General features: G+C 66.9%; 18 protein-coding genes and 2 pseudogenes. 14 read left to right on the top strand and 6 right to left on the bottom strand.

Annotated features, from left to right (window positions below; genetic code table 11):
* Positions 1–311 precede the first annotated feature (311 nt).
* The 3 genes and pseudogenes from TSB10GB4_RS24020 to TSB10GB4_RS07705 all read right to left on the bottom strand — a co-directional run.
* Positions 312–1,001: pseudogene (locus TSB10GB4_RS24020) on the bottom strand (SIR2 family protein); the annotation flags it as partial.
* 1,370 nt (positions 1,002–2,371) lie between these two features.
* Positions 2,372–4,483 (bottom strand): hypothetical protein, encoded by a 2,112-nt coding sequence (locus TSB10GB4_RS07710; protein WP_186395254.1) that lies wholly within the window; start codon positions 4,481–4,483, stop codon positions 2,372–2,374.
* 510 nt (positions 4,484–4,993) lie between these two features.
* Complete coding sequence (locus tag TSB10GB4_RS07705) at positions 4,994–5,620, bottom strand: winged helix-turn-helix domain-containing protein (RefSeq protein WP_244570847.1); 627 nt, start codon at positions 5,618–5,620, stop codon at positions 4,994–4,996.
* 94 nt (positions 5,621–5,714) lie between these two features.
* Between TSB10GB4_RS07705 and TSB10GB4_RS07700 the strand changes: the two genes are divergently transcribed.
* The 5 genes and pseudogenes from TSB10GB4_RS07700 to TSB10GB4_RS07680 all read left to right on the top strand — a co-directional run.
* Positions 5,715–6,878: an amino acid ABC transporter permease gene (locus tag TSB10GB4_RS07700; protein ID WP_186395253.1), complete on the top strand. Its 1,164-nt coding sequence runs from the start codon at positions 5,715–5,717 to the stop codon at positions 6,876–6,878.
* Positions 6,875–7,960, top strand: coding sequence for an amino acid ABC transporter permease (locus TSB10GB4_RS07695; protein WP_186395252.1), 1,086 nt, complete (start codon positions 6,875–6,877; stop codon positions 7,958–7,960). Before TSB10GB4_RS07700 ends, TSB10GB4_RS07695 begins: the two co-directional genes overlap by 4 nt.
* A gap of 96 nt (positions 7,961–8,056) precedes the next feature.
* The gene (locus tag TSB10GB4_RS07690) at positions 8,057–9,100 is read left to right on the top strand and encodes a transporter substrate-binding domain-containing protein (protein ID WP_186395251.1); all 1,044 of its coding nucleotides are present in this window, start codon (positions 8,057–8,059) and stop codon (positions 9,098–9,100) included.
* Between the two features lie 39 nt (positions 9,101–9,139).
* On the top strand, positions 9,140–9,727 hold the full coding sequence (locus TSB10GB4_RS07685; protein WP_186399523.1) for a hypothetical protein: 588 nt from the start codon (positions 9,140–9,142) through the stop codon (positions 9,725–9,727).
* Positions 9,728–9,788: 61 nt separating this feature from the next.
* A pseudogene (locus tag TSB10GB4_RS07680) lies at positions 9,789–9,986 on the top strand (transposase); the annotation flags it as partial.
* Positions 9,987–10,194: 208 nt separating this feature from the next.
* On the opposite strand, the gene TSB10GB4_RS07675 reads toward TSB10GB4_RS07680, so the two are convergent.
* Positions 10,195–11,673 (bottom strand): pyruvate kinase, encoded by a 1,479-nt coding sequence (locus TSB10GB4_RS07675; protein WP_244570846.1) that lies wholly within the window; start codon positions 11,671–11,673, stop codon positions 10,195–10,197.
* A 178-nt stretch (positions 11,674–11,851) separates the two neighbouring features.
* On the opposite strand from TSB10GB4_RS07675, the gene fabI reads away from it, so the two are divergent.
* The 7 genes from fabI to TSB10GB4_RS07640 all read left to right on the top strand — a co-directional run bounded on the left by fabI (position 11,852) and on the right by TSB10GB4_RS07640 (position 20,023).
* Positions 11,852–12,616, top strand: coding sequence for an enoyl-ACP reductase FabI (fabI, locus tag TSB10GB4_RS07670; RefSeq protein ID WP_186395248.1), 765 nt, complete (start codon positions 11,852–11,854; stop codon positions 12,614–12,616).
* 10 nt (positions 12,617–12,626) lie between these two features.
* A complete protein-coding gene (locus tag TSB10GB4_RS07665) occupies positions 12,627–15,137 on the top strand; it encodes a DUF3141 domain-containing protein (RefSeq protein ID WP_186395247.1) in 2,511 nt (836 codons plus the stop codon).
* A 7-nt stretch (positions 15,138–15,144) separates the two neighbouring features.
* Positions 15,145–16,509 carry a bifunctional enoyl-CoA hydratase/phosphate acetyltransferase gene (locus TSB10GB4_RS07660; RefSeq protein WP_244570845.1) on the top strand — a complete coding sequence of 455 codons (1,365 nt, stop codon included), beginning with the start codon at positions 15,145–15,147 and terminating at the stop codon, positions 16,507–16,509.
* Positions 16,506–17,684, top strand: a complete 1,179-nt coding sequence (locus tag TSB10GB4_RS07655) for an acetate/propionate family kinase (RefSeq protein ID WP_186395245.1) — start codon at positions 16,506–16,508, stop codon at positions 17,682–17,684. Before TSB10GB4_RS07660 ends, TSB10GB4_RS07655 begins: the two co-directional genes overlap by 4 nt.
* A complete protein-coding gene (locus TSB10GB4_RS07650) occupies positions 17,681–18,334 on the top strand; it encodes a CoA transferase subunit A (RefSeq protein WP_186389222.1) in 654 nt (217 codons plus the stop codon). Before TSB10GB4_RS07655 ends, TSB10GB4_RS07650 begins: the two co-directional genes overlap by 4 nt.
* Positions 18,335–18,344: 10 nt before the next feature.
* Entirely contained in the window at positions 18,345–18,998 is a 654-nt protein-coding gene (locus TSB10GB4_RS07645; protein WP_186389223.1) for a 3-oxoacid CoA-transferase subunit B, read from the top strand.
* 170 nt (positions 18,999–19,168) lie between these two features.
* Positions 19,169–20,023, top strand: a complete 855-nt coding sequence (locus TSB10GB4_RS07640) for an alpha/beta fold hydrolase (protein WP_186395244.1) — start codon at positions 19,169–19,171, stop codon at positions 20,021–20,023.
* A 9-nt stretch (positions 20,024–20,032) separates the two neighbouring features.
* Here the strand turns inward: TSB10GB4_RS07640 and TSB10GB4_RS07635 are convergent, their stop codons facing one another.
* The gene (locus tag TSB10GB4_RS07635) at positions 20,033–21,400 is read right to left on the bottom strand and encodes a sensor histidine kinase (protein WP_186395243.1); all 1,368 of its coding nucleotides are present in this window, start codon (positions 21,398–21,400) and stop codon (positions 20,033–20,035) included.
* A complete protein-coding gene (locus TSB10GB4_RS07630; RefSeq protein WP_186395242.1) occupies positions 21,400–22,074 on the bottom strand; it encodes a response regulator transcription factor in 675 nt (224 codons plus the stop codon). Before TSB10GB4_RS07630 ends, TSB10GB4_RS07635 begins: the two co-directional genes overlap by 1 nt.
* Before the next feature lie 160 nt (positions 22,075–22,234).
* Here TSB10GB4_RS07630 and TSB10GB4_RS07625 point away from each other — a divergent pair, with 160 nt between their 5' ends.
* Both TSB10GB4_RS07625 and TSB10GB4_RS07620 read left to right on the top strand, forming a co-directional pair.
* Positions 22,235–23,332, top strand: a complete 1,098-nt coding sequence (locus TSB10GB4_RS07625) for a tripartite tricarboxylate transporter substrate binding protein (RefSeq protein ID WP_244293169.1) — start codon at positions 22,235–22,237, stop codon at positions 23,330–23,332.
* Positions 23,333–23,440: 108 nt separating this feature from the next.
* Complete coding sequence (locus TSB10GB4_RS07620; protein WP_186395241.1) at positions 23,441–25,435, top strand: tripartite tricarboxylate transporter permease; 1,995 nt, start codon at positions 23,441–23,443, stop codon at positions 25,433–25,435.
* Positions 25,436–25,542 lie beyond the last annotated feature (107 nt).

Genomic DNA, 25,542 nt, shown 5'->3' with positions numbered 1-25,542 from the left:
GTCCCGAGCCTGTCTTCCAGGCGCCTGAACAGCGCCGCGCGATCGGTCAGGCCCTCGCCATGTTTCGTTTTCAAGCTCAGGCCGTCGATCGGTTGCTTAAGACCTGGCAGCGATCCGGATTTGCGATGGCGGTCGAGCGCGTCGCGGCGATCCTGGACAATCGCTTTCAGCGCGCCGACGAGGGCCAGGGTCTTGTGCAGCCAGTCGAGATCCTGCTGCGTGCCGTCGATGCCGACCTGGCCGCCGCCGAAGAAGATCGTGTGCACGCCGTAGCGAAGATAGAGGGCGGTGCTCGTCTTGGCGCGCGCGTCCTCGTCCTCTTCGGCCGGCAACAGGACGATGGACGTGTAGCCGACTTCCCGGTCGCGGTCGCTGATGAACTGGCGCAGCGGCCGCAGCAGATCCGCCTCGGTCATGCCGAGCCCGAGAAACAGGATCGGCGCGCCCGAAAAGGCGACCGAGATGCCTTCGTCGACCATCTCCCGCATGGCGTCGCGGCGCAGGTAGAGGTCCATGTAGTCGGCCTCCGTCACGACGATGTCCTCGTCGCTGCTTGCCCGGCCGTGCAGATGGAACACCGAGGCGTCGGCGCCTTCGTCGGCGACGGAGAAGCTGACGAGATCCGACGCGGTCTCGCGGCGGAAGGTCAGATCGCGGAACACGCTGCCGAAACTGTCGGAGCGGTGGCTGCGCAGATCCATGTAGCCGCGTGGAAACGGACTTCCGTCGGTCGGCCCGTCGCGACTTTCATGCTCGAACCGCCTGTAGCCCGCGTCCTGGAAATAGCGTTCGATCTCGAAGTCGTAGTTTGTGGTCAGGAAGCGGCTGATCTTGAGCTTGCGCGCGGTCTTGACGAGCGGGTCGAAGCGCTCGGAAACGACCGAGCGCCGCGAGCGGAAATCGTCGGGTTTCACCTCGTCGAAGATGGTGAGTTGGGGAAGGCCCTCGCGCGGACCGGTCTTGAGGCTTTCGACCGGATCTTTCACCAGCGCGAGAAGCATGCCGGCCAGAAAGCGCGAGGACGGCGTCAGGAATGTCTGGTCGTGTCCGGACGCCTGGCTGGGATCTGCCGCCTGGTCCTGGAGGTTGTCGCCGACAAAGGCCGCGATCTCGCGCCAGTGCGGCTGATCCTTGGGGATTCGATCGAGGATCTTGCGGATGTTGCGGCAGCGGAACGGCGCCAGAACCCGGTAGCGCTCGGGCTTCTGGCGGATGCCGGGGATCCGCCGCCCGAGCTTGGCCGTGTCGAGCACGGCCAGTGCGCGCCGCATCTCGTCGACAAGCCGTTCGCGATGACCGTTCGGATCCGACCGGCCGCTGTCCAGGCCGTAGCGCAGGCCGCCCAGCAGGCTCTGTTCGGCATGGGCCGTCTCGTCGACCAGAAGCACCTTCACCAGATCGGAAAAGGACATCTGCATCTCGGCCTTGCGGGCCTGCCGGTAATAGGCGATCAGGCTGTCCTCGAAGCACTCGTAGACCTTGCGGTAGAACGGCTTTCGCCGTGGGCCGGTGCCGCGCAGGGCGCCGATCAGCGTCTTGAGGCTGTCCATCGGCGCCGCATTGTCGCTGGCCCCGAGACAGCCGAGCGCGTTGCGTCTCAGGATCTCGTCCTTGTCGTCCGGCGTGATGTCGCGCTTGTGCAGGAACAGGCCCGACTGGCGCTGCAGCAGGTCGTGCAGTTGCTGGGCGATCTCGAACAGGATCGGCAGGCTCTCGCCGCCGGGAAAGCTGCCGCTTTTGCTCTTGGCCCTCTCGAAGGTCCGCTTCAGCCGGCGCACATCCGCGCGGGCATAGTCGACCTGGCGCTTGCGGCTGGTGATCCAGCGCGCGACGTTGCGGGCGTCGCCGATGGTGAAGGAGGCGATCAGGGGCGACTTGGGGTTCGTGCGGTCGACGACGTCAGTCCCGAAGACCCGCCGGCGCAGGGGCCTGATTGCTTTGAGCATTTCGGAACTTCCATCCGGGCCGGCGTCGAATGCCGTCTGGTCGAGATCCGGATCGATGATGTGGAGGCTCCTCGCCAGCGCGATCTGGGACTGTTCGATGAGCGTCTCGAAACACTCGGCCGCGCGCCATACGACGTCGATCTGCAGCGTCTGCCATTCCCGCCAACTCAGCCGGCCGAAGCTCGCCGAAAAGCCCGAGCCGATGAAGGTGGTGAGGTTGCGGCTGTTGATCGCCTGGAACAGAAGCTGCTTACCCTTGCCCTCGATCAGGCTCATGTCGAGCGTGTCGTCGATCTGGTGGATCGTGTAGGGCCAGTAGCGCAACTGCTCGCGCAATTCCTCGAAGAAGTCGCGTTTGTCTTCGTCGCCCGTCGTCGGATTTGTCGTCATGCGTCGCCCCCCTCGAACGCCGTCTTCGCGTACTCCTACCCGTGCCTGGTCGGGTCCGACGCGCCCAGGGCAAGGCGCTGGAAAGCGTCGGCGTCGACATGCATGCCGAGCTGGTCCGTCTCGGGCAGGTCGGACACCGCGTAGCGCGCGGCGCGGGCCCCGAGCGTGCTCATCTGGATGATCTTTTCCATCGACCGCGCGCCATGATGGAAGCTCGGGACCTTCAGAAAGGCGTCGAGAACGCCGTCGTCGATCGAGGCCTTGCCGCTGGCCTTGTCGATGACGGAGGGCGCCCGCTGTTCCAGCATGCTGCGCAGCAGGATGGCGCGGCGCAGGACGTGATCGCTGTCGCCGTCATCGGCGCCGCGGTCGTCCGGATCGGGGCCGCGCACGTCGATATGGCCGCTGAGCCTCGAGACAAAGTCCGTCAGCTTCCGCTCCGGCTTTTCGGCGGCCCTGGCGTTCAGGTCCTTGAACTTGTGGCTCGTGCCGCCCGCGAACACGAACAGACCGCGTCCGATCGGATGGAGCCGCGCGCCTTCCCGGAAGGTCCCGTCCTGCATCGGCGCGAGAAAATGCGGCACGAGGGAGAGCCCGTGCGCGTCGAACTCGTCGAAGAAGCAGAGCGGCGTCTTGCCCTTGAGGTTCTCGTCGCGGATCTCGTGGAAGAAGCCGGGCAGATCCTCCGCTGTCGCCTCCGACAGATTGAAGACCTTCAACGGGAGCCTCAGTGGCTCGACCATCTGGTTGATGCCGAAGGACTTTCCGGCGCCCGGCGGGCCAAAGACCGCGATCGAGAGCGGTTTCGTCGCGCCGTGATCCGCGAGATAGCCCCGGATCAGACGGTTGATCGCCCTATAGCCCTCGATTTCCGTTCGATCGACGGTGAAGAATTTGCCGAAGCGGGCCGAGGGAACGCTCGAAAGGACGCCCAAGCCCTCGCGCACGACCTGTCGGGCGATCGTGTCGTTCGGTTCCGGGCGGGGGATCGCGACACGCGCGGTCGGGTCTTCGGCGGCAAGGTTCGGCGCGCAGCGATAGCGCGCGACGTGCTCCTGCGTTGGCGCGGGCACCGGAAAATCCAACTGGCTGCCGCGTTCCGCGAGCCGGCCTTGCGCGAAGGCGCGTTGCCAGGCAAGGGCGTCGAGCACGGACTTGCGCAGCGCGTCGAGCGTGAGCGGTTGCCCGGCATCGGCGATCCCGCGCGCGAGCGCTGTCGTGAAGCTGTTCATCTTTCCGAACAGGTCGCCGGCCTGCTCGGTCTCGACATCGCCTTCGGCCAGACCCGGGTCGAACAGCAGGTCGAGGGTCGGGGCGGACGTCGCGTTGCCGCTCAGGATCGCCGCGGCCTCAACATCGAACAGCACCAGCATGTGGTCGCAGCCCGACAGGAGCTTCGGCACGAGCCCGTCGCTCACCGCGGCCTGCCGCGACAGGTCCTCGACGGCGCGTTCCCACGACAGGCCGCGTGCAAGGCGAACGCCGCTGGCTCTCAGGTTTTCGGCGTGGACGATGAGGATCCGCGTCTGGTCATCCAGCGCCGCGACGCGTGTCCACAGGCTTCCCTCGCCGAGGGGCAGATGCATCTTGTGCAGGAGTGTCCGCCGGGGCGCCGGTGCATCGGACAAGGGCGGACCCCAGATATCCTCGCGCTCGCGCAGGCCGCCGCCCGCGTCGTTGAGAACGACGATCGGCCAGCTTCCCTTAGGGCAGGTTTCGGAGATCCGAGGCGGCAGCGCGGTCCGCGTGCTCTCGCGATAGCCGCCGAAACCGGAAATGCGCAATTCGAGCGGCGCTTTCGGGCGGTGCTCAAGGAACTGGCCCGAGGCATCGACATAGCGCACATGGGCGAGAGACTCGACGTGAGTCATAGTGCCGCCGCCGGCTTTCCCGTCACCCGCGTTCGGGCTGCCCGGCCGTGTCTTCGGACCTGCCATGGTCACGACGAAGCCGTGCTTGCGGAGCATGTCGTGTGTCATGTGCACTCCGCCATACCGGGTCCACATCTTCCACGTGCCGTAATGTGCCCAGTCCGGGCTGGTCTGACCGCCGATCGGGGGAATTTCGAGGATGAAATGGTCGGTGGCGGGATCGCCGAGAAGCAGGACCGGACAGGGCGAGGGACGGTTTTCGATCAAGGCGAACACTCCGGAATATCCTGTTCGGCAGGCGGGGCCTGCCCGTCAAATCGACGGGTCTGCAATCGGATCCCGGTGGGGGCGGGGACAATCCACAAAATGCAACGCTACGTAAGGTCTGGTGAGAGTGGCATCTTCGGGATGCAGATGTAAAGCCGGGCGAGGACAGGCTGGCGCCGGCGCAGCCTGGCGCTTCGTCCAACAGGGCGCGCGCGGTTCCGCACGGCCGCCGAAAGGCGGCCAGGTGCCCTCCGGCTTGGAAGGCAGGCCCCTTGCGGTCGTTTGCATCACGTTCTGCAAAATGGGGGGCTTGGGGGGAGGCTGGGGGGGGGGAGGCTGGGGGGGGAGGCTGGGGGGGGCAGGTGCGGCGGGTCGTCGGCGAATGAGCGGACCGGAGCGACCGGCCCCAAGCGGACGGTCGGAGTGCAGGAAGCCGTCGGCCTGGATCCTGCGAAGGCCCCGGCTGCCGGCTGCGCGCGGATCACGCCGCGCAGTTCGGCCCACCCGCGCCGCCGCCCCTCATGCGCCTTTGGCAAGAAACCTGTTCGAGGCTTCCCGGAACAAGGATGCCCGCCCGCTCCCTTCGGTGCGCCATGTGGTCCAGAAGCGGTCGAGCGATACCTCCAGCGGCTTACCTTGGCCAGTCTGCATATCCGCGAGCAACCAGCGCACAATCCGCCAGCCACTGATGAGATGCGCATCTGCAATGGCAGGGTCCGGGATCAGCCGTGACAGGAGGGCATTGAACTCGGTGAAAAGGGAATACTGACTTTCGATATCCGTAGACCTGCCCGAAATGACCTGGGCGCAGATCATGTCGAGACGCCGCTGGATCTCTGTCGGAACGGGTGCATCGGGCAATCGCGCCACAAGGCCCAGCAATTCGCCATGAACCAAAAAATGCATGTCGCGTTGGGAAGGCTCCATCGCGCTGATGACCGAGCCGACACCGGCCCGCACTTCTATCAGCCCCTCATAAGTCAGCCTTTGGAGGGCCTGCCGAACCGGGGTGCGGGATACGCCGAACTCTTCGGCCAGCACCCCTTCCAGCAGCATTCCCTGACCGTCCTGAACATCCAGGCAGATCCGCTTGCGGATGGCTTCTGCGATGTCGTCGGCGCGTGGCTTGGCCATTTTAATGGTCATTGGTGTCTCATTCCGGCGAATGCGTGTCACAGACCGAACACAAAACCTGTATACAAGTGTGCAACATCGATATGCTACTTCACAGGCTTGCGTCATGCAACACAGTCCGCCCTCGACGAGCCGCGCCACGCGCGACTGGATCGGTATCGTGCTTGTCGGGACGATCCTCACATGTCTTGCTGTACTCGGTCTCAATATCTGGCTGAACATGCAGGCGGCCGGAATGACGCGGGGCTTCGGGTTCCTGGCCCAGACCGCAGGATTTGATCTGAGCGAAAGCCTGATACGCGCCAGCGCCTCTGACAGCTACGGGCGGGTGATCGTTGCAGGCCTGCTGAACACGGTGTTTCTGGCGGTCTGCGCGCTGGTGCTTGCCACGGTGCTTGGCGTCCTGATGGGGCTGGTTAGCGTGACACCCAGTCCGGCAGGCCGTCTGATCGCCATGCTCTATGTCGAACTGTTTCGAAACCTGCCCAAGATCCTTGTTCTGCTGGTGCTCTATGTCATGACCGTGCGCGGGTTGCCCTCCGTACGGGAGGCGATTTCGATCGGGCCGATCCATCTGAGCAACCGCTCGATATACCTGCCGACGATCGAGGCTGATCCGCGGCAGGCCTGGTTGCTCCTGCCGCTGGCGCTTGCGTGTGCGGTTGCGGTGCTCTGGCACCGTCACGCTGGCCGGATCAAGCGCGAAACGGGCCGGGAGTTGCCCGTCCTGCCGGTGGTTCTGGCCGCCGTGTTCGGGCTGCCGTTGGCCTTCGGCCTTGCCTTCGGCACGCCCATGGTGCCCGATCTTCCGGAACTCCGGCGTTTCGATTTCGAGGGCGGTGCCCGGTTTTCGATCCAGTTCATGGTGGTCTTGCTGACGCTTGGCCTGTATCACGGTGCCCAGGTCGCCGAGGTGGTGCGCGGCGGCATCCTGTCAGTGCCGCGCGGCCATATCGAGGCCGCGATGGCGCTGGGGATGGCACCGAGGTCGGTGACGCGTTTTGTCATACTGCCGCAAGTGGTGCGGATCATCATTCCCCCGATAATCAACCAGTACGTGAACCTCATCAAGAATACTTCCATCGCCATTGCGGTTGGCTATTCCGACCTGATGTCGGTCAGCGGCACAATCATCAACCAGACCTTCCGCCCGCTGGAAGTGATGTTGATCACCATGGGGCTCTATCTGGGACTGTGCCTGGTGACGTCCTGGGGGATGAACCATCTCAACGACAGTCTGCGCGCCCGCAGCACCGGACAATCCAGATGATTCCCCCATCCCCACCCCCCGAGGCACGCCGCGATATCCTGAAGCAATGGGCCGGAACGCCGGTGACGGCTCTTGTCTCGCTGGTCAGCGCTGCGGTTGCGGCGCTTGTCGCTTGGGGGCTCCTGGATTGGGCTTTGCTCTCGGCGGTCTCTCCGCTGCGTCCGATGGCAGATTGCACCGGGGCGTCGGGCGCCTGCTGGCGGTTTTATGTCGAAAAAAGCCGGTTCATGTTGTTCGGCACCTATCCCTATGCCGAGCACTGGCGCCCAGCGGTGGTCTGCGCCGTGCTGCTGGCGCTCTCCGTCGCGGTCGGCCTTCGGATGACCGGGCGGTTGCGGGGCCTTGGCTCGACGGCCCTGATGGCGATGTGGTGCGCGGTGATCCCCGCATCCTTCCTGTTGATGAGTGGCGGCTTCGCCGGGCTTGTGCCGGTCGACATGTCGCGGTGGAACGGTATGCCGGTGCTGCTGATCCTCTCGGTCATCGCGATCGCGCTGGCCTTTCCGCTGGGGGTTGTACTGGCCGTTCTGCGCCACCAGACCCGCTGGCCGGTGCTGCGCCGCGCGGCCATTGTCTACATCGAAGGGATGCGGGGCTTCCCCATGGTCACCGTCCTGTTCGTCGGTGTCTTCGTTCTGCCGCTGACCTTGCCGCCGGACACCCGGATCAGCCCGGTCTTGGCCACGCTGATCGCGCTGGTGTTCTTCCACGCATCCTATTTCGCCGAAGATGTGCGGGGTGGGTTGCAATCTTTGCACGGCGGCCAGCAAGAGGCCGCATCCGCATTGGGTCTGTCATGGGTGCAGTCGATGCGGCTTGTCCTGTTGCCGCAGGCCTTGACCCGCAGCCTGCCTGCCTTGGTCAACTCGGTGATCGGGGCCTACAAGGATACGTCGCTGGTCGTGGTCCTCGGAATACATGATCTGACCGCTACGGCGCGCATGGCCTTCAGCGAACCCGGCTGGGGGCAGTTTGCGCTGGAAGCCTATGCCTTTGTCGGGGTCTGGTTCCTGCTGTCCTGTGCTTTCCTGTCCTGGGTCGGTCGCGAATTGCACCGCAGCGCGGGCGCGAAAAGCCGCTGAGGACCCGTCAGAATTGTCATTAAACTGATGAAATATACCTGTATACATGTAATGGCATACGCTGATACTCTCCTCTTTCAATCGCAGGAGTTTCCCATGTCCGCCGCAAAAACCCTCATGTCCGCCAGCGCTGTTCTCCTGGTTGCCGCGACGACCCCCGCCCTTGCCGAGCCCGTCATGAATGACATCAAGGCCAAAGACAGCCTGATCTGTCTTGTCAGCCCGACCGCCCCCGGTTTCTCGGTGCCCAACAGCACCGGCATCTTCCAGGGCTTCAATGTCGATTTCTGCCGTATGGCCGCCGCTGCCATCCTGGGTGACGCCGGCAAGGCCGATATCCGTGGCATCGGCTTTTCCGATTCGATGAAGACCATCGTCGCTGGCGAGGCGCATATGGCATCGCGCTCCATCACCCGCACCGGCACCCGCGATGCCGACGAGGGCATGGTCTTTGTCGTGACGACCTTCTTCGACGGTCAGGGCTTCATGGTTCCCAAGTCACTTGGCGTGTCCAGCGCGGCGGAGCTCGATGGTTCCAGCGTCTGCGCCGAGGACGGCTCGACCACGCTTCTCAACATTGCGGACTGGTTCGGCGCGCAGGGCATGGCCTACCGGGTCGAGAACATCGCCGACAAGACCGCCCGCCTCGAGGCCTTCTTCTCGGGCAAATGCGATGTCTACGCCTCGGACGTGACCGCCCTGACGGCGGACCGCCAGCTTGCGCCGAACCCGGGTGACTTCGTCATCCTGCCCGAGGTCATCTCGAACGAGCCGCTGACCCTGGTGGCTCGCCCCGATCAAGCCTTCGAGGCCGCGTTGTTCTGGGGCTTTCAGGTCATGCTGAACGCCGACAAACACGGCATCACCTCGGCCAATATCGACGCGATCGTGGCCGATCTCGCCGACCAGCCGCCCGCCGTGCAGCGCATGTTCGGGGCCGACAGCGCCACCACCGACATGGCCGCGAAGCTGGGCCTGCCTGCTGACTGGGCGTACCAGATCGTCAAGCAGGTGGGGTCTTATGGCGAGGTGTTCGACCGTCACCTCGGCGTCGACACGCCCTTTGGCCTGAACCGTGCGAAAACGCCCAACGCCGCCGCGGCCGATGGCGGCCTGATGTATCCCTATCCGATCCGCTGATCCCGCTCCAGCGCGCCCCGGCTTTCGGGGCGCGCGCCCTTGTTCGGCCCTGCCATGCTACAGACACCGGAAACCGACGATCGTGACAGTTCCGTGCGCGCGATCTGCCCGCACCCCCGTGGCGGTCAAGTCATCACGATGGGCTTTCCCGGATTGGAGACCGACTTGCGCGGTCAGGCCCTGATCTCTCCTGAGCGAATGGAGGTTACCCTCGACCATGCCGTATCGGCGGGCATGGCGCTGCTGTTGATTCTACCCCAGCCCGATGAACTGCCAACGGATGCGATGTCACTGCTGCGGGGCGCGCTGCGCGCCCGTGGCCTGCGCGGTGTCCGTTTGCCGATCCTGGATTACTCGGTTCCTGGCGCGTCCTTCCTGCGCGCATGGCACCGTCTGTCACCGGCCTTTGCCGCGATCTTCGCCTCTGGTGGGTCCGTCGGCATGTGCTGCCACCATGGCGCAGGTCGCAGCGGCCTCGTGGCCGCGATGCATTTGATCGAAGAGGGTCTGACACCGATCGAGGCGGTGACGCAATTGCGCCGCCAGTTTCCCGAATCGGTGGAAAACGATCTCCAGTCTGCCTGGCTCGTCGATTTTGCAAACCCTCCGCGGGCCGACTGCCCCTGATAGCAGTGTCACGACAAGCGTATCGCGCATGCCCGCAGGGGAGGGCGCGGGGCGGTGAGATACCGCCTGGGCGGAGGAAAACATCGAACAGGCTCCCACCTTCCTTCGGCTGCCGCGCCAGCACCACAAGCACCTGAAGTCGACCAACAGGTTCGATCGCCTCAACGAGTAGATCCGGCGCCGAACCTATGTCCTGCCCCTCTTCCCGAATGCCCAGAGCCGGCTACGCCTCGACAGGGCGCTTGCCGTGAAACGGCATCTTCTATGATGGTGCTTGTACTTGATCATGAGACTGTCATGTCGCTGTATATCTGACCCGCCGGGCGCCTCCTCTGGTCAGCTACATCAGTATGCTGCGTGAAAACGTCTGAGGACGGAGTATTTCGCGACGTTTATCTTGCGGTGGGCGCGTAAAGTCCCGCCGTCGCCGCCTGCCCTGGGGGGCGCTGGCCGGCTGTCGCCGGGTGTCACCAGGAGCGCAGCGGCCGCAGCAAATGCGACTTCTTCGCCATGTGCTCGCCCATCCGCAGGTGCAGGCTGTCGAGCATGCGGATCCCGTCCAGCAGGAACGGGCCCTTGTTCAACATCACGCATTCGGCCCGCACCGCCATCGCGGCATCCGTCATTTCCCCGCGCGAGGGAACGCCGGTCCTGAGAAAGCTCTCCATCACCTGCGTCGCCCAGACGACGGGCAGATGGGCCGCCTCGCACAGCCAGAGGATCTCTTCCTGCATCTCCGCCACCCGCGCGAAGCCGACTTCCACGGCGAGATCGCCGCGGGCGATCATCACCGCCGCCGGTTGCCGCGCGGCGGCGGCGACCATGAGCGAGGGCAGGTTCCTGAGGGCCAGCCGGGTTTCGATCTTCAAGATCAGGCCGAGCTTGTGCCAGTCGTCGGGACGCAGATCCGCAAGGGCCGACTGCAGGTCGGCCACGTCCTGCGGCGTCTGGACGAAGGAAAAGTCGATGGCGTCGGCATGGCGGGCGACGAAGGGCAGGAGGGCGCGGTCGTCGTCGGTCAGGGCCGGCACGGCCAGTTCGGCATCGGGCACGTTGATGCCCTTCTCGGGCTTCAGCTTGTAGCCCTTCTCTCCCGGTCCGGCCTCCACGACTACCTGCACGCCCCACTCCTCGACCGTGAGCACCCGCGTCGACAGCTTGCCGTCGTCGATATGGATGCGGTGACCGACCCGCGTCGCGTCGAGGGCGGCGTCGAGCTCGCATTCGATGGCGGAGACAGAGGCGGGCACGTCGGAAATCCTGTTCTTGCGCGCGATCGCCAGATGGTCGCCGACATGCAACCGCGGAGTGGCCTTGGCCTTGCGCGGCGTGCCGGTCCTGATCTTGGGACCGGGCAGGTCCATCACGACACGCATGCGCCTGCCGGTTCCGGCCTCGGCGGCGCGGACATGCGCGATCATGGCGGCCCAAGCGGCCTCGTCGTCATGGGCGCAGTTGATGCGCACGGCTTCGACGCCCAGGTCCGCCAGGTGCGCGGCAAACTCCGGAGCCTTGGCCGCGCTGGAGGGAAGCGTGACCATCAGGCGCACCGGGCTTTCGGGGCCGCAGGGGCCGAGGGTCGCATTGGCGCGGGCGGCAATCCTCGCCTGTCCGGCGAAGAAATCGCCGGCTCCGTTCGGCAGGGCCGCCGGTTCGCTGGCGCAGGCCAGCGCGAGAACGCGGCGAATGGCGGTCATCGTGGGCATCACGCGGCTTTCCGACCGGCCCAGCGACGACAGGCCGGCGGCCATCAGGCGCTGTTGCAGGTCGCGCAAGTCGCGGTGACGCAGGGCCAGGTAGTGCGACAGGTTGCTCGCGCTGTCGGCAAAGTCCGACCCCTCCAGCCAGGATTGCCAGGGCGCGGCGATCGCCGCCGCGTCTTCGGCAATCGCCTCGGCAAGCGCATCCAGTTCACGGGACAGGGCGGACAGGTCTTCAGGCAGCACGGAACACTCCTTTCGGATTCCCCTCTCACGGCAGTGCGACGGTGGTGTGAAGGACGGTTGCATGAACCTTGCTTGCGGGAGCTGGCGAGTGCAGGCCTTCGTAGATCTGTCGCCAATCCGACATGAATCTGACTCCTGTCCATCGCAACTTGTAACCGTCAGCAAGATGGAGGCGGGAATGTTCTCTCTGAGTGGCCGCAAGGCGCTGGTTGTCGGGATCGCCAACGATCAGTCGATAGCCTATGGCTGCGCGCAGGCGCTGAGGGCCCAGGGCGCGGACCTCGCCGTCACCTGGCTGAACGACAAGGCCGAGCGCTTCGTCCGCCCTCTCGCGGAGGACCTCGGGGCCGAGATCATGCTGCCGCTCGACGTGGCCCGGCCCGGCCAGCTCGAAGCGGTGTTCGGGACAATCGCGGATCGCTGGGGACGGCTCGACACGCTGGTCCACTCCATCGCCTTCGCGCCCAAGGCGGATCTTCACGGCCGGGTGGTGGATTGTTCGGCCGAAGGCTTCGCCATGGCGATGGATGTGTCGGTCCATTCCTTCCTGCGCATGATCCGTTCGGCCGAGCCGCTGATGCCCGAGGGCGGCTGCTGCCTGTCGGTCAGCTTCTTCGGCTCCTCCCGCGTGGTGCGGCACTACAACATGATGGGCCCGGTGAAGGCCGCGCTGGAAAGCGCCGTCCGCTATGCCGCCGCCGAGCTGGGCGAAAAGGGCATCCGGGTGCATGCCCTGTCGCCGGGGCCGCTGAAGACCCGGGCGGCGAGCGGGATCGACCATTTCGACGAACTTCTGGCGGCCGCCTCCGAGCGCGCGCCGATCCATCACCTGGCGACGATCGAGGATGTGGGGGCCGTTGCGGCCTTCCTTGCCTCGCCCGAGGCCCGCAACCTGACCGGCGGTGTCCACGACATCGACGGCGGCTTCTCGATCACGGCCTGAGGAGACCCCCATGGCGAATGTCTTCGATCTGTTCGATCCCTTCCGCCAGTCGCAGGTTCTGCGCTCCAAGGGCGATCTCTTCTCCGCGATGCAGAAGACCATGACCGCCACCGACGGCGAGATCGATGCCGGTTCGGCCATCTTGACCGTCCTGACCACGGCCGCCTCGCGCCAGTCGGAGCGGATCGCCGACGGCCATTCGCGCCGGGCCGAAGCGGCGGTCGAGACCGCCCGCTCGCTGATGGACAAGCTGCGGGCCGCGCAGGCCGAGGGCAAGCTGCACACGGATTATGCAGAATACCTGCGCGATGCCTGGGAACGGACGATCCTGACCATGGACACGCTGCGCAAGCGCGGCGATATCTTTCTGGCGCATGAAGAGGCCGGCTGCCCGCCCGTGCTGATCTACGATTACGACGTGATCATGGATGGCCGGGACCTGCCCTATCCGTCGAACTACATGCTGCTGAAGATCCTGCCGCCCGACGGCGTCACGATCGACGACGCCCGGCGCCCCTATATCATCATCGACCCGCGGGCCGGCCACGGTCCGGGGATCGGCGGCTTCAAGGCCGACAGCCAGGTCGGGGTCGCCCTGCGGAAGGGGCATCCGGTCTATTTCGTCGCCTTCCGGCGGATGCCGGAGCCCGGGCAGTTCCTGTCCTACGTCACCCGCTCGGAGGCCGCCTTCGTGCGCGAGGTGATGCGCCGCCATCCCAGGGCGTCGATGCCCGTGGTGACGGGCAATTGCCAGGGCGGCTGGGCGACGCTGCTGCTGGCCGCCACCAATCCGGACCTGACCGGCCCCATCGTCATCAACGGCGCCCCCGTCGCGCCCTGGGCCGGCAAGGTGGGCGAGAGCCCGATGCGCTACAATGCCGGCGTGCTGGGCGGCACCTGGATCCCGATGTTCCTGTCCGATCTCGGCGGCGGCATCTTCGACGGCGCGCATCTGGTGCAGAATTTCGAGCTTCTCAATCCGGCGCGCACGCTGTTCCGCAAGTATACCGACCTCTTCCGCGACATCGACAAGGGCGACGAGGCGTTCCTCGAGTTCGAGAAATGGTGGGGCGGCTTCTTCCTGATGACGGAAGCCGAGATCAAGTGGATCGTCGAGCAACTGTTCGTCGGCAACCGGCTGGTCAAGAACGAGGCCCGCATCGAGCCGGGACGCCCGGTCGACCTGAAGGCGATCCGCGCGCCGATCATCGTCTTCGCCAGCCACGGCGACAACATCACCCCGCCGCAACAGGCGCTGAACTGGGTCGCCGAAACCTATGCCGATGTGAACGAGATCCGCATCCGCGGCCAGCGCATCGTCTACATGGTGCACGAACAGGTCGGGCATCTCGGCATCTTCGTCTCGTCGCAGATCGCCAAGAAGGAGCACACGGAGGTTGCCTCCACGCTCAAGACGATCGAGGCCCTGGCCCCCGGCCTCTACGAGATGACCATCGAGGACGTGACCGAGAAGGACGGGCACACCCACTTCACCGTCGGCTTCGCGGAACGCACGCTCGACGACATCCGCGCGCTGGGCGACGGGCTGGACGACCAGCGCCCCTTTGCCGCCGTTGCCCGTGCCGCCGAGGTGCAGGCGCAGCTCTACGACGCGATCGTCCGGCCCGTGGTGCGCTCGCTGGTCACCGAGAGCGGGGCCGAGATGAGCCGCGCGCTGCATCCGATGCGCCTGACCCGCGCGCTCGCCTCCAGCAGCAACCCGGCGATGCAACCGGTCGAAGGCCTTGCCGCGAAGGTCAAGGCGGAGCGCCGCAAGGCCGCCGCCGGCAACCCCTTCCTCGCCGCCGAAGCCTTCTGGGTGCAGGGCACGGAGACCATGATCGACTTCCTGCGCGACAGCCGCGACATGGGGTACGAATTGTATTTCCATTCGATCTGGGGCAGCCCCTGGGGCCGTGCCTTCGGCCGCACCCACGAGGCGCGCCGGACCCTGAAGAACCAGAACGAGCTGCGCGGCTTGCCCGAGGTTGCCACTGCGCTGATGACCGTCGAACTGGGCGGCTTCTGCGAAGCGGTGATCCGCATGCTGGTGCTCATGGCCGAGAACCGCCGCCAGGTCCGGCGCGACCGGCTGGAGCGCTCGGCGCATGTGCTGACCAGGGATGAACCTTTCCGCAGTCTGGGCGCGGAACGCCGCGCGATGATCATCCATCAGCAGACGCTGATCGCCACGTTCGAGCCCGAGCGCGCGATCGAGACCCTGCCGCTGTTGCTGGGCGACAGGAACGAACGCGAACTGGCCATGCAGGCGGTGCAGTACATTGCCGGCGACACCGAGGAAATGTTGCCCACCACGGTGGTCCTGCTGCAGCGGTTCCGCGAGATACTGGGGCTGGATCCGCTGATCGGCAACGTCTCGCGGGATCCGCTGTCGGCGCCCGCCGAGGTCCCTCCGGCACTGGAGCCGGCAGCGATGCTCGAGACGGTGCCGCCGGCGGCCGGCGGCACGGCGAAACCCCGACGCGGCAAGCCCGTCTCCACTCCCGGTGGCGAGGGCTGAGATGCGCATGACAAATCGCACCTTCGACGAAATGCAGCCCGGCGACCGCGCCGAGCTGCGTCGTCTGATCACGGCCGACGATCTTTTCGTCTTCGCCGCCGCTTCGGGCAATTCCAACCCGATGCATCTGACGGACACCGATGTGGACGGCAACGGCACGGCCGAGCGCATCGCGCCGGGCATGTTCATGGCGTCGCTGATCTCGGCCGTGCTCGGCACGCAACTGCCGGGGCCGGGGACGCTCTATCGCCGCCAGACCCTCGACTTCCACACCCGCGCCCATGCCGGAGAGGAAGTCATCGTGCGTGCCGAGGTGGTGTCCAAGGCCGAGGGCATGGTGCGGCTGAGGACCGAGGTCACCCATGCCGACGGCCGCCAGATCCTGACCGGCGAGGCCGAGGTCATCGCCCCGGTCGAGAAGTTCGACCGCGAGGATGTCGAGGTGCCGGGGCTGGTGGTCCAGCGCCATCGCCATTTCGAGGCGCTGCTCGAGCGCGCGCGGCCCTTGCCCGCGCTGCCGACCGCCGTGGTTTGCCCGAACGAGGCGAAATCGCTGGGCGGGGCGTTGCTCGCCGCCCGCGAGGGCGTCATTTCGCCCATTCTGATCGGCGAGGCCGAGGCGATCCGGCGCGCCGCCGACGAAATCGGGGCCGATCTCGGCGGGATCGAGGTGATCGACGTGGCCGGCGATGCGGCCGCGGCCGAACTGGCCTGCAGGCTGGTCCATGACCACCGCGCGGCGGCCGTCATGAAGGGGCGTCTGCATACCGACGATCTTCTGAAGCCGATGCTCGACAAGGCCCATGGCCTGCGGGTCGGGCGCCGGTTCACCCATGTCTTCGTGATGGACGTGCCGGGCCATCCCGAACCGCTGTTCGTCACCGATGCGGCGATCAACATCGCGCCGGATCTCGCCACCAAGATGGACATCTGCCAGAACGCCATCGACCTGGCGCTGTCCCTGGGGATGGAGCCGCGCGTCGGCGTGCTGTCGGCGGTCGAAACCGTCAACCCGGCCATCCAGTCGTCCATCGATGCGGCGCTGCTGTCGAAAATGGCCGACCGCGGCCAGATCAAGGGCGGTCAGGTCGAGGGGCCGCTGGCCATGGACAATGCGGTGGACATGGGGGCCGCGCGGACCAAGGGGCTGAAGGGCTCGGTCGCGGGGCGGGCCAATATCCTTGTCGTTCCGGGGCTCGATGCGGGGAACATGCTGGCCAAGCAACTGGCCTTCATCAGCCATGCCGAGGGGGCGGGGCTGGTGCTGGGCGCCAAGGTGCCGGTGATCCTGAACAGCCGCTCCGACAGCCCGATGTCGCGCCTTGCCTCCTGTGCCGTGGCGGCGATCCGCCATTTCGCGGGCGCCAGATGACCCGCGCGGTGCTGACGCTGAACGCCGGGTCGTCGTCGCTGAAGGTCGCGCTGTTCCCGCAAACCGGCGATGCGCCGGTGGCGACGGGCCTGGCCGACCGCATCGGGCCGCAGGCCCTGCTGCGCCTCACGGACGCGGACGGGGCCGAAATCCCGGCCGCCGCCGGGGATCTGACCACCCATGCCGGCGCGATGGCCGCCGTCATCGACGCGTTCCGGGCGCGCTGGCCCGATCTTGAGCTGCTCGCCATCGGCCATCGCGTCGTGCATGGCGGCGCGGACCGGCAGGCTCCCGAACCGATCACCGAGGCCTTGCTCGGCGAGTTGGAGCGGCTGTCTCCCTTCGCCCCGCTGCACCAGCCGCACAATCTTGCCGGCATCCGCGCGGCGAGGGCGGCGTTTCCGGGGGTGCCGCAGGTGGCCTGTTTCGACACCGCCTTTCATCGCAGCCACCCTTTCGTCAACGACACGTTCGCGCTGCCGCGCGCGCTCTATGCCGAGGGCGTGCGGCGCTACGGGTTTCACGGTCTGTCCTACGACTATGTCGCCGGGGAACTGGCCCGCACCGCGCCGCGCCTTGCCCAGGGCCGGGTGGTGGTGGCGCATCTGGGCAACGGCGCCAGCATGTGCGCGATCACCGACGGCCGTTCGGTCTCCTCGACCATGGGGTTCTCGGCGCTCGACGGCCTGCCGATGGGCACGCGCTGCGGGCAGCTCGACCCCGGCGTGCTGCTCTATCTCATGGACCAGAAGGGCATGACGGCCGGCGAGATCTCCGACCTTCTCTACAGGCAGTCGGGCCTTCTCGGCCTGTCCGGCCTGTCGAACGACATGCGCACGCTCGAGGCCGCCGGCACGCCCGAGGCGGCCGAGGCCATCGACTATTTCACCTTTCGCTGCCAGCGCGAGGTGGGGGCGATGGCCGCTGCCCTCGGCGGCATCGATGCGCTGGTGTTCTGCGGCGGCATCGGCGAGAACTCGTGCCTGATCCGCGCCAGGATCTGCGAACGGCTGGGCTGGATGGGGATCGAGATCGATCATGCGAGGAACGCGAAGCATGCGCGGGTGATCTCTTCCGATCTCGCCCGCACGACCGTGATGGTCATTCCGACAAACGAGGAACTGGTGATCGCCCGTGCCGCCCGCGCGGCCCTGGGCGCGATGGAGGCCGTATGAAAGGTGCGTTGAGACCCGAGGCCGCGGCGGAGATGATCCCCGAGGGCGCCAGCCTGCTGATCGGCGGCTTCATGGCCGTCGGTTCGCCCGAGCGGATGATCGATGCCCTGGTGGCACGGGGCGTCGGCGGGTTGACGGTGATCGCCAACGACACGGCGATGCCCGGGAAGGGCGTCGGCAAGCTGATCTCGGCCGGCCTCGTCCGGCATGTGATCGCCAGCCACATCGGCCTCAATCCCGAGACGCAAGCCAAGATGATCGCCGGCGAGATCACCTGCGAACTGGTGCCGCAGGGCACGCTGGTCGAGCGCATCCGCGCCGGCGGCATGGGGCTCGGCGGGGTGCTGACGCCGACCGGCCTTGCCACCGAAGTGGAGACCGGCAAGCAGATCGTCACCGTCGAGGGCAACCGCTATCTGGTGGAAACGCCGCTGAAGGCCGACTTCGCGCTGATCGGCGCCTGGCAGGCGGATTATGTCGGCAACCTCAGCTATCTGCTCACGGCGCAGAATTTCAACCCGGTCATGGCGCTGTCGGGGCGCACGGTCATCGCCGAGGCGGAAAGCATCGTGCCGGTGGGGGTGATCCCGCCCGACGCGGTCAAGACGCCGGGCGTCCTGGTCGATCACCTGCTGATCCGCGCGGCCTGAGGAGGGGAACATGGACGCCAAGGAATTCATCGCCCGCCGGGTGGCGCGGGAAATCAGGCCGGGGTCGCTGGTAAACCTCGGCATCGGCTTGCCGTCGATGGTGGCGAATTTCGTGCCCGCCGATCTTGGGGTATTCTTCCAGGCCGAAAACGGCGTGATCGGTCTCGGCGCCCGTCCGCCGGAGGGGATGGAGGATCGCCACCTGACCGATGCGGGCGGCGGCTTCGTGACCGCCGTGCCGGGAGCGGCGAGCATCGACAGCGCCATGAGCTTCGGCCTGATCCGGGGCGGGCACCTGGACATGACGGTGCTGGGGGGACTGCAGGTCGACGAAGCCGGTCATCTGGCGAACTGGAAGGTGCCGGGCAAGATGGTGCCGGGCATGGGCGGGGCGATGGATCTGGTCACCGGGGCGGCCCGCGTGATCGTCGCCATGCAGCACAGCGCCAAGGGCCAGTCGAAGATCGTGCCGCGCTGCACCCTGCCGCTGACCGCGCAGCGCCGGGTCGACCTGGTGGTGACGGACCTTGCGGTCATCGAACCGACGGCGGCCGGTCTGGTCTTGCGCGAACGCGCGCCCGGCGTCACTGTCGACGACATTCGCGCCGCGACCGAGGCCGCATTGGTGATCCCCGACGACGTTCCCGAAGTGATCCTCGCCTGAGGACGTCCCGGCCCCGAGCGATCCCTCGCGCGGCGCCTGCGTCGCCGCCCACGAGGCGCGACACCAGACCGGCAGGGACTTGCCGGCTGCAACAACCGCCGATGCGGACCGGAGCCGATGCGGACCGGGGACGGGCTGCACGGGGGGAGGGGACCGCCCAGGGGAGGGGAATGCACAGGTTCAAGGCCGGGGACGGCACCTTTCTGGCGTATCGCGACACGGGTCGGGGCCTGCCCCTGCTGGCCCTGGCCGGCCTGACGCGCGACGGCCGCGACTTCGACTATCTCGCGCGACATCTGCCCGAGGACGTGCGCCTGATCCGGCTCGACAGCCGCGGCCGCGGCGGTTCGGGCTGGGCCGATCCCGCCACCTATACCGTGGCGCAGGAGGCGGGCGATGCCGTCGCCCTGCTGGACCATCTCGGCATCGACCGGGCGGCGATCCTCGGCTCGTCGCGGGGCGGGCTTCTGGGGCTGGTGATCGCCGCGACCCAGCCCTCGCGCGTGCTCGGGCTCTGCCTCAACGATGTCGGGCCGGTGGTCGAACGCGACGGGTTGCAGCGGATCGGCACCTATATCGGCATCGAGCCGGCGGTGGCCGATCTGGACGAGGTCGCCGACCGCATGCCGGCGGCGATGCCGGGCTTTCACAGGGTGCCGCCGATGCGCTGGGCCGAGGAAGCCATCCGCCACTATGTCCAGCTCGACGGTCGGCTCGGCCTGCCCTACGACCCCGCCCTGCGCCTCGCCTTCGAGACCGCGATGGCCGCGCCGCTGCCCGAACTGTGGACGCTGTTCGACGCCTGCCAGGGGCTGCCGCTGGCGCTGATCCGCGGCGAGGCCTCGGATGTGCTGGCGCGCGCCACCGCGCAGGAGATGCGCCGCCGCCGCCCCGACATGATCTTCGCCGAAATCCCGGATCGCGGGCATATCCCGTTCCTGGACGAGCCCGAGGCCCTGCGCGCGATCGAGGACTGGCTGGCCGCCGTGGGACAGGCCTGCGCTGCCGAACGGGCGGCCGGATGATCGTCGCGCTCAGCGTTCGAACGCCACCTCGAAGACCATGCCCGTCTCGTCGGAGAAGCAGCGGGCCGTTCCGTCATGGGCGCGGGCCACGTCGTTGACGATCGCAAGGCCGAGGCCGCAGCCGCGCGAATGGTCCTCGTCGATGCGGAAGAAGCGGTCGAACACCCGCTGCCGCAGCTCCGGCGGAATGCCGGGGCCGTCATCGGCAAAGCGGATCCGCACCGAGTGCGGCTCGAAGTCGATCGAGACCTGCAGCCGTCCTTGCGGGCGCAGCGCGTATTTGTCGGCATTGTCCAGCAGGTTGACCGTCATCTCCTCGACAAGCACGGGGTCGCAGTCGACCGGGCGGGCCTCGCCGGTGACGACGAAAGAGACGTCCACGTCGCGCCGCAACTGCGTCTCGGCGAAGGGCAGGACCTTGTTGCGGATCAGGTCGACGAGATCGACCTTTTGGATGAGCGTCTTGAGACTGCGGCCGCGCACCCGTTCGAGCGACAGCAACTGCGAGGTCAGCCGGCTGGTGGCCCGCGCGGTGGCGGCCAGATCCTTGACGCGGGCGCGCAGTTCCGCCTCGGTCGGGGCGCTGATCGCCGCCTCGGCCTGGACCTGGATCGCCGCCACGGGATTGCGCATCTGGTGCGCGGCATCCGAAATGAAGCCGTCGCGCAGGGCGAAGGCCTGCGACAGGCGGTCGAACAGCGAGTTCGCGGTCTCGACGAGCGGGCGCAGTTCCGGCGGAACCCAGCGGCGGATCGGGCGCAGGTCGTCCGGCGTTCTCTCGCCGATCGCGTGACGCAGATCGAGGAGCGGCTTCAGCCCGATCTGGATGCCGAACCACAGGATCACCGCGGCCGTCAGGATGATGGAGCCGACGACCATGGCCGATTGCGAGACCAGCGACCGCGACAGGGCCTCGCGCTGGCGCACCGTCTGCCAGACCTCCACGGTCACCCAGCCGCCGAACTGCGGCTCGCTGATGAACTCGCGCAGCATCACGGCCCGCACCGGCTGGCCGAGCGACTCGCTGTCGAAGAACAGCGGCGCCCCGCCGTCGACGAGTGCGCCGGCCGGCTTGTCGGGCGGGTCGGAATAGCCGGTGACGAAGCTGCCGCCGGGCCCGCTGACGCGGTAGTAGACCGGATCGCCGAGGGCGGTGGTCAACTCGTCCAGCAGCCGTTCGGTCAGCACGTCGCCTTCGGAGATCACCACGTCGCGCGAGATCGTCAGCGCCACCGCCAGCAGGGTGTTGTCGTAGAGCTCCTGCGACAGGCGCGTCGCCAACTGGTAGCGGGCGAGGGACGCGGCGGCGGCGACGAAGACCAGCGGCAGGATGAGAAGCAGGAACAGCCGCCCCCGCAGCGAAAGACGCTGAAACATCAGCCCTCGTCCAGCATATAGCCGAGGCCGCGCGCGGTCCGGATCACGACGCCCGAGCCGTCGATCTTCCGGCGCAGCCGCGAGACCAGAAGCTCGACCGCGTTCGGATCGACCGGGGCGCCGGTGCCGTAGAGCGCATCGGCGATCCGGTCCTTCTCGATCAGCCGGCCGCGCTTGTCGAGCAGCAGCTCGAACAGCGCCAGCTCGCGCCGGGGCAGATCGAGGCTCTGGCCGACCAGCGACACGATGCGCTTCTGGCGGTCATAGACCAGTTGGCCGATCATCTCCTGCGCCGGGGCGACCTGGGGGCGGCGGCGGGACAGGGCGCGCAGGCGCGCGATCAGTTCCTCCATGTCGAAGGGCTTGACCAGATAGTCGTCGGCGCCCGCGTCGAGCCCCTGCACCCGTTCGGAGGTCTTGCCGCGCGCGGTCAGGATCAGCACCGGCGTCGTGTCGCCGCGGGCGCGCAGCCGGCGGATGATGTCGATTCCCGACAGGCGCGGCAGGTTGAGGTCGATGATCGCCACGTCGGTGGTCTGTCTGGCCAGCGTCGACAGGAAGGCGTCGGCATCCAGCCCGTCGTCGATATGGTCGACGGCATGCCCTTGATCCTTCAAGGCATTTGTTATTCCCTTGGCGAGGTCGAGATTATCCTCGATCAAGATCACGCGCATGAAACGCCTTTTTGCAAGCACGACAGGTTGCGGACAGGAACCGCGCCTAGTTTCCGCGATCAGGCCGCGCTTGGGAGGAGAAATCAAGCGCGGTTTCGCACAATACTGCCCGAAGGGGCAGGGGGGTGTGCTACTGTCTCTACGGGAGGACGACATGACAATGAAACTCACTATCACGCGGCGCGTGGCGCTCGGGCTTGCCGCCGGCGCAATGACTTTCGCTCTGGCCGGACCGGCCACGGCCGAAGTCAGCTTTGCCGGCAAGACCATCGAATGGATCATCCCGTTCTCGGCCGGCGGCGGCTCGGACACCTGGGCGCGGTTCAACGCCCCGCTGCTGTCCAAGTATCTGCCGGGCAACCCGACCGTGGTCGTCGTCAACGAGTCCGGCGGCGGCTCGACCAAGGGCACCAACCTGTTCGCGGCGCGGGCGAAGCCCGACGGGCTGATGATCCTCGGCACCTCCGGTTCGACGCAGTTCCCCTATCTCCTGGGCGATCCGCGTGTGCGCTACGAGTACAAGGACTGGCGGATCGCGATGGCCGGCCCCACCGGCGGTGTCGTCTACACGACGCCGAAGCTCGGCCTGAAGGGGCCGGAAGACATCGCCATGCTCAAGGACAAGGAGCTGGTCTATGCCAGCCAGGGTGCGACTTCGCTCGACCTTGTGCCGCTGCTCGGCTTCCGCCTGATGGACTTCAAGGTGCAGCACGTCTTCGGCTTCAAGGGGCGCGGCGACGGCCGTCTGGCCTTCGAGCGGGGCGAGGTCAACATCGACTATCAGACCTCGTCGGCCTATCTCAAGAACGTGCAGCCGCTGGTCGATGCCGGCGAGGCGGTGCCGCTGTTTAGCTGGGGCGTGCTGGACGAGGCCGGCAACGTGGTCCGCGATCCGACCTTCCCCGACCTACCGTCCTTCGTCGAAGCCTATGAGATGCTGACCGGCGTCGCGCCGTCGAGCCCCGAATATGCGGCCTATTTCGCCTTCTTCACCGCCGGCTTCCCGGCGCAGAAGATGGTGTTCCTGCCGAAGGGCACGTCGGACGAGATCGTCGCGGCCTATCAGAAGGCCTTCGAGGACATGAAGGCCGATCCGGACTATCAGGCCAATGCCGAAGCGGTGCTCGGCACCTATGGGCAGGTCACCGGCGCGCTGGCCCAGGCGCTGTTCGAAAAGGGCACCACCATCGCGCCGGAAGTGCGCGCCCAGGTGGCCGACATGCTGAGCTCCGAATACGGCGTCAAGCTCGGCGAGTGATCCCACTCCTTCCGACCAGACGGGGCGGGCCCTGACAGGGGCCCGCCTCCTCCCTTCGCCGAAGGGTGGCCTTGTTGCGACTGCCCGGCAAACACGGAAGCGCTCACCGTGATCGACACCCTCTTGTCCGCGCTTGGAACGCTGCTGTCGTTCCAGCATCTCTTCTACATGCTGATTGGCGTCTCGGTCGGGCTGCTGGTCGGTGTCATTCCCGGCCTCGGCGGCATCGCCGGCCTGTCGCTGCTCATTCCCTTTCTCTACGGAATGAACGAGATTTCCGCGCTGGCGATGCTGATCGGCCTCGTCGCTGTGATCCCGACCTCCGACACGTTCGCCTCCGTGCTGATGGGCATTCCGGGATCCTCGGCCAGTCAGGCGACGGTGCTGGACGGCTTTCCGCTTGCCCGCAAGGGGCAGGCGGCGCGGGCGCTGTCGGCGGCCTTCATCTCGTCGATGGCGGGCGGCATCTTCGGCGCCATCATCCTGACCGGCTTCGTCGTCATCGCCCGGCCGCTGATCCTGTCCTTCGGTTCGGCGGAACTGTTCATGCTGGCGCTGTTCGGCCTGTCCATGGTGGCGGTGCTGGCCGGGCGGAGCCTTGCCAAGGGGCTGGCCGCCTGCTGCGTCGGCCTGATCATCGGGTCGATCGGCGGGGCGCCCGCCACCGGCGATTTCCGGATGATCTTCGGCTTCGACTATCTCTATGACGGCATCCCGCTGGTGATCGTCGGCCTCGGCTTCTTCGCCGTCCCGGAGATCGCCGACCTGCTGCGCCGGAATTCGGCCATCGCCTCGGGCAATGCGCTGGGCTCGGGGTGGTTCCAGGGCCTGCGCGACTGGTGGGCGAATGTCTGGCTGTCGATGCGCTGTTCCGGCTTCGGCTGCATCATCGGGGCGATTCCCGGCCTTGGCGGGTCCGTGGTGGACTGGATTGCCTATGGCCATGCGGTGCAGACGGTCAAGAAGGATCCGCATTTCGGTCAAGGCGACATCCGCGGCGTCATCGCCCCGGAAAGCTCCAACAATGCGATGCAGGGCGGCGCGCTGCTGCCGACCATGCTGTTCGGCATCCCCGGCTCCGGGTCGATGGCGGTGTTTCTCGGCGGCATGGTGCTGCTGGGCATCCAGCCCGGCCCGTCGATGGTGGGCACCGACCTCGACATCACCTATTCGGTGATCTGGTCGCTGGCCCTCGCCAATGTCATGGGCGCCGGCATCTGCCTGGCGCTGGCGATCCCGATTTCCAAGCTGACCCAGGTGCCGTTCCAGCGGCTGGCGCCTTTCATGATCGTGCTGATCTGCTTCGCCGCGTTCCAGGCGACGCGCTCGCTGGCCGATCTGGTGGCGCTGCTGGCGCTTGGCGTGCTTGGCGTGCTGATGAAGCGTTTCGGCTGGCCGCGTCCGGCCCTGCTGATCGGTTATGTGCTGGCGCCGCAGGCCGAGACCTATCTCTACCAGGCGCTGCAGTTCTACGGCTGGGACTTCGTCTTCCGGCACGGCGTCATCGTCATCGCCCTGATGACGCTGGCCTCGATCTGGTTCGGCCTGCGCAACCGGGTGGACGAGCATGGCCACGTGGTGCCGAACGCGGACGATGCGCCGGACGTGCCGTCCTTCAAGGCGCATCTGCCGCAGATCGGCTTTGCCGCGGCGATGGCGGTGCTGCTGGTGGTGGCCCTGACGGACTCGCTGAAGCACGGGTTCCTGGCGCAGGTCTTCCCGCTGTCGGTGTCGCTGGTCGGCCTGACGATGCTGGTGATCCTGATCCCGCAACTGGCGCGCGGCAAGACGGGGCATCATTCGCATTTCGATGCCGAACTGACCGGCGAGCATGTCGGTCAGGAGGGGGTTGGCAATCTGTGGGGCGGGCTGGTATGGATCACCGGCCTCGTCGCCCTGACGGCGCTGATCGGCTTCTACGCGGCCATGCTGGTCTTCTTCCCGATCTTCCTGACGGTCCGTGCCAAGGCTGGCCCGATCATGACCGGGTTGATGACCGCCGGTGTCGGCGGAGCGATCCTGCTGCTGGCCTGGGCCTTGGCCCTCAACTTCCCTTCGGGCGTGCTGCAGGATGCCGTGGACCTGCCCTGGCCCTTCCGCTGATCGTGTTCCGACCCGCGCCTGCAAGGCGCGGGCTCTTTGTCTTCCAACCTGTGCCTGCCCGGCACAGGCCCCTTGTCTTCCGGCCTGCCCCGCGCCCTCGGGTGCGG

The organism is Stappia sp. TSB10GB4, from assembly GCF_900185745.1.
In the GTDB taxonomy this organism is placed as follows: Bacteria; Pseudomonadota; Alphaproteobacteria; order Rhizobiales; family Stappiaceae; genus Stappia.
This window is presented reverse-complemented; position numbering and strand designations above follow the sequence as displayed.